Here is a 4,084-nt window from a genome sequence, read left to right on the forward strand (position 1 = left end):
GGCCGAGGAGGCGGAACGCGCGCTGCTGGGCGGGCTCCAGCTGGCCGTAGCCCAGCTCGAAGGTGGCCTTGACGGCGAGGTCGCCGGCCTGGAGCTCGTCGAGGCGGCGGCGTTCGTCGGCGAGCTTGGCGGCGAGGACGGAGACGGTCCAGGTGCGGCGGGCGGCCAGGCGGGAGGCGGCGATGCGGATGGCGAGGGGGAGGAAGCCGCAGGCGCCGACGACGTCGAGGGCGGCCTGGCGTTCCGAGGCGACGCGTTCGGCGCCGACGATCCGGGTGAACAGTTGGAGGGCCTCCTCGGGGCTCATCACGTCGAGGTCGACGAGATGGGCCCCGGCGAGGCCCGCCATGCGGACCCGGCTGGTGACGAGGGCGGCGCAGCCGGCGGTACCCGGCAGCAGGGGCCGGACCTGGGCGGCGTCGCGGGCGTTGTCGAGGAGGACCAGGACGCGGCGGCCGTCGAGGGCGGAGCGGTAGAGCGCGGCCCGCTCGTCGGCGGTGTCCGGGATGGCGGTGTCGGGGGTGCCCAGCGCCCGCAGGAAGGAGCCGAGGACGGCGACGGGCTCGGCGGGGCGGGGCTCGGTGCCCTGGAGGTCGACGTACAGCTGGCCGTCGGGGAAGTGCGGGCGGGCGGCGTGCGCCACGTGCACCGCGAGGGTGGTCTTGCCGACACCGCCGATCCCGGCGAGCGCGGAGACGGCCATGACCTGGCCGTCGGCGGCGGACAGGATGGCGCCGAGCTCGTCCACGAAGGTGGCCCGGCCGGTGAAGTCGGGCACGGTGGCGGGCAGCTGCGCGGGCCGTACGTGGACGGGCGCGGCGGCCGGGGCCGGGGCCTCGGCACAGGCGAGTTCGGCGTCGGCGCGCAGGATGCGCTGCTGGAGGGCGGCCAGCTCGGGTCGCGGGTCGACGCCGAGCTCGTCGGCGAGGAGGCGGCGGGTGTCGGCGTACACGGCGAGGGCCTCGGCCTGCCGGCCGCTGCGGTACAGGGCGAGCATCAGCAGCTCGCGCAGCCGCTCGCGCAGGGGGTGGGCGGCGGTCAGCGCGGTGAGCTCGGCGACGGCCTCGGCGTGGTGGCCGACCTCCAGGTCGAGGTCGAGGCGGGTCTCCAGCAGCTGCAGGCGCCACTCGACGAGCCGGGAGCGCTCGGTCTCGGCGTGCGGGCCGGGGACCCCGGCGAGGGGTTCGCCGTCCCACAGGTCGAGGGCGCGGGCCAGGAGGGTGCGGGCGAGGGCGCGGTCGCCGGTGGTGCGGGCCTGCTCGGAGTCGGAGGCGAGGCTGCGGGCGACGCCGAGGTCGAGGGTGCCGGCGGGGGTGCGGATGGCGTAGCCGCCGGCGTCGGTGACGAGGGTGCCGGGGTCGAGGACCTTGCGCAGGCGGGAGGCGTACGTGCGGATGGTGGCGAGGGCCTGCTGCGGCGGGTCCTCGCCCCAGATGGCGTCGATCAGCTCGGCCGCGGTGGCGGTGCGCCCGTCGCGCAGCAGCAGCACGGCGAGCAGGGCGCGCTGCTGGGGGGTGCCGGAGGGGAGCACCTCGCTGCCGCGCCAGGCGCGGATCGGCCCGAGGACGGCGAAGCGGGAGCCGGGGGAGGGGGCAGGGGCGGTGGTGGCGGACGCGGGCGATCCGGGCTCCGGGGCCGCGGGCACGGATTCGGGCCCCGGGGCGGCCTGGGTGGTCCGGGGGGCGTGCCGGGCTGCCTCGGGGTGGTTCCGCTGGGCCGGGATGGCCGGTATGCCGTCCATCTGTCGTCCCCCCTGCCTTCCGTCGGTGTAAGGGCCAGTCTGCCCTGTCTTGCTCGTACCCGTCAGCCCGTGTCGAACCGATCACTCCCCAACTGGCTGACGGTCCGTCAGATTGACGCTACCGTGAGGGCCATGGAGACCTTCCCGAAGATCATCTCGGTGGACGACCACACGGTGGAACCTCCTCACGTCTGGCGGGACCGGCTCCCGTCCCGCCACCGCGACGCCGGACCCCGGATCGTCCGCGCCCCCCTCAGGGAAATGACCTTCCTCGGCGGCAGGTTCGCCCCCGTCATGGGCGCCGAGGGCGACCCCGGCCCCATCGGCGACTGGTGGGTGTACGAGGACCTGCACCGCCCCCTCACCCGCCTCGACACCGCCGTCGGCCACGACCGCGACGAGATCCGGCTCGAAGTGATCACCTATGAGCAGATGCGCCCGGGCTCCTACTCGGTTCCCGACCGCCTCGCCGACATGGACGTCAACCACGTCCAGTCCGCCCTCTGCTTCCCCACCTTCCCCCGCTTCTGCGGCCAGACCTTCACCGAGGCCGAGGACCGCGAGCTGGGGCTCCTCTGCGTACGCGCCTACAACGACTGGATGGTCGAGGAGTGGTGCGGCCCGGAAGCCCGCGGCCGCCTCATCCCCCTCACCCTCATCCCGCTCTGGGACGCCGGCCTCGCCGCCGCCGAGGTCCGCCGCAACGCCGCCCGCGGCGTACGCGCCGTCGCCTTCTCCGAAATACCCCCGCACCTGGGACTGCCCTCGATCCACACCGACGCCTGGGACCCCTTCCTCCAGGCGTGCCACGACACCGGCACCGTCATCGCCATGCACATCGGCTCCTCCAGCCGCATGCCCTCCACCTCGGCCGACGCCCCGCCCGCCGTCGGATCCACGATCACCTTCGCCAACTGCTGCTTCTCGATGGTCGACTGGCTGATGAGCGGCAAGTTCGAACGTTTCCCGAACCTCCGCATCATGTACGCCGAGGGCCAGATCGGCTGGATCCCGTACATCCTGGAACGCGCCGACGTGGTGTGGGAGGAGAACCGCGGCTGGGGCGGAGTCGCCGACAAGGTCCTGCGCCCGCCCTCCGAGCTCTTCGCCGAACACGTCTACGGCTGCTTCTTCGACGACGCGTTCGGCCTGCGCAACCTCGACGCCATCGGCGCCGGCAACGTCCTGTACGAGACGGACTACCCGCACTCCGACTCCACCTGGCCCAAGTCCCGCGAGGTCGGCGAGGCCCAGATGGGCCACCTCGCCCCCGACGTCGTCGAACGCATCGTCCGCGGCAACGCCGTCGAACTGCTGGGGCTGACCCCGGAGGGACTCTGGGCAGGGGCGTAGCGGACGGTGAGCGGCCGCCCCTTGCGGGTGACCGGACCATCAAGGCATGCTTCGCCAGAGCAAAGCTGAAGGGGCGGCAGTGATGGACAAGCGCACCGTGGTGACCGGGGTGTTGTGCACGATAGCGGCGATCGGCGCGTCCGCCGCCATGACCAAGGTGGTGCCGGACCCGGGAAGCCGGCCCGCCGCCCGGACCGAGGCGGCGGCCCCGGCGCAGCCCTCACCGAGCCCGAGTTCGCGAACGCAATCCCCCAAGCAGCCCCAGCTGACCACCTCCGGCACGCCCAAGCCGGGCACCCCGGCCGCCTTCACCGGAGCCCTGTTCGAGGGCGGCCTGCAGGGTGATCACTTCTGTACGGCCACCGTCGTCCGCAGCCCCGGCAAGAACCTCATCGTCACCGCCGGGCACTGCCTCCTCTCCGGCAGCGCCGTCGACCGCGGCGCCGTCTTCGCACCCGCGTACGCCAACGGGGCGGCCCCGTACGGCGCCTGGAAGATCGAGGAGGTCTTCGAGGACAGCCGCTGGTCCGACGGCTCCGACGACGACTACGACCTCGCCTTCGCCCGCCTCGCCCCCGACGCCTCGGGCCGCAACATCGAGGACGTCACCGGCGCCGCCCCCCTCGACACCACGGGCCGCGCCGGCGAGGAGGTCACCGTCACCGGCTACCCCGGCGACCGCAAGGTTCCGCGCACCTGCACCGCCAAGGCTGTCCGCGAGACCCCGACCCAGCAGCGCTTCGACTGCGCGGACTTCCCGGACGGCACGAGCGGCAGCGCCTGGCTCGCCCGCGACGGCAAGATCATCGGCATCCTGACCGGCGGCGACACCGACGACGTCTCGACCAGCACGGTCCTCGGCGACTACGCGGCGACCCTGTACGCCCGGGCCACGGGTGGCGCGGGGACGGCGGGAGCTGCCGGGACGGCGGGAGCTGCCGGGACGGCGGGAGCTGCGGGGACGGCGGGAGCTGCGGGGACGGCGGGAGC

Annotated in this window: 3 protein-coding genes; 2 read left to right on the plus strand and 1 reads right to left on the minus strand. The window is 74.2% G+C overall.

From position 1 onward, the window contains the following. Positions 1–1,741 (minus strand): BTAD domain-containing putative transcriptional regulator (locus HYE82_RS34585; RefSeq protein WP_179178182.1); only part of this gene is annotated, 1,741 nt, incomplete at its 3' end. A 132-nt stretch (positions 1,742–1,873) separates the two neighbouring features. On the opposite strand from HYE82_RS34585, the gene HYE82_RS34590 reads away from it, so the two are divergent. Then, the gene (locus HYE82_RS34590; protein ID WP_179178183.1) at positions 1,874–3,094 is read left to right on the plus strand and encodes an amidohydrolase family protein; all 1,221 of its coding nucleotides are present in this window, start codon (positions 1,874–1,876) and stop codon (positions 3,092–3,094) included. Positions 3,095–3,176: 82 nt separating this feature from the next. Continuing rightward, a partial coding sequence (locus HYE82_RS34595; RefSeq protein ID WP_256988105.1) for a serine protease occupies positions 3,177–4,084 on the plus strand: 908 nt, incomplete at its 3' end.

The organism is Streptomyces sp. BR123, from assembly GCF_013401435.1.
Taxonomy (GTDB): domain Bacteria; phylum Actinomycetota; class Actinomycetes; order Streptomycetales; family Streptomycetaceae; genus Streptomyces.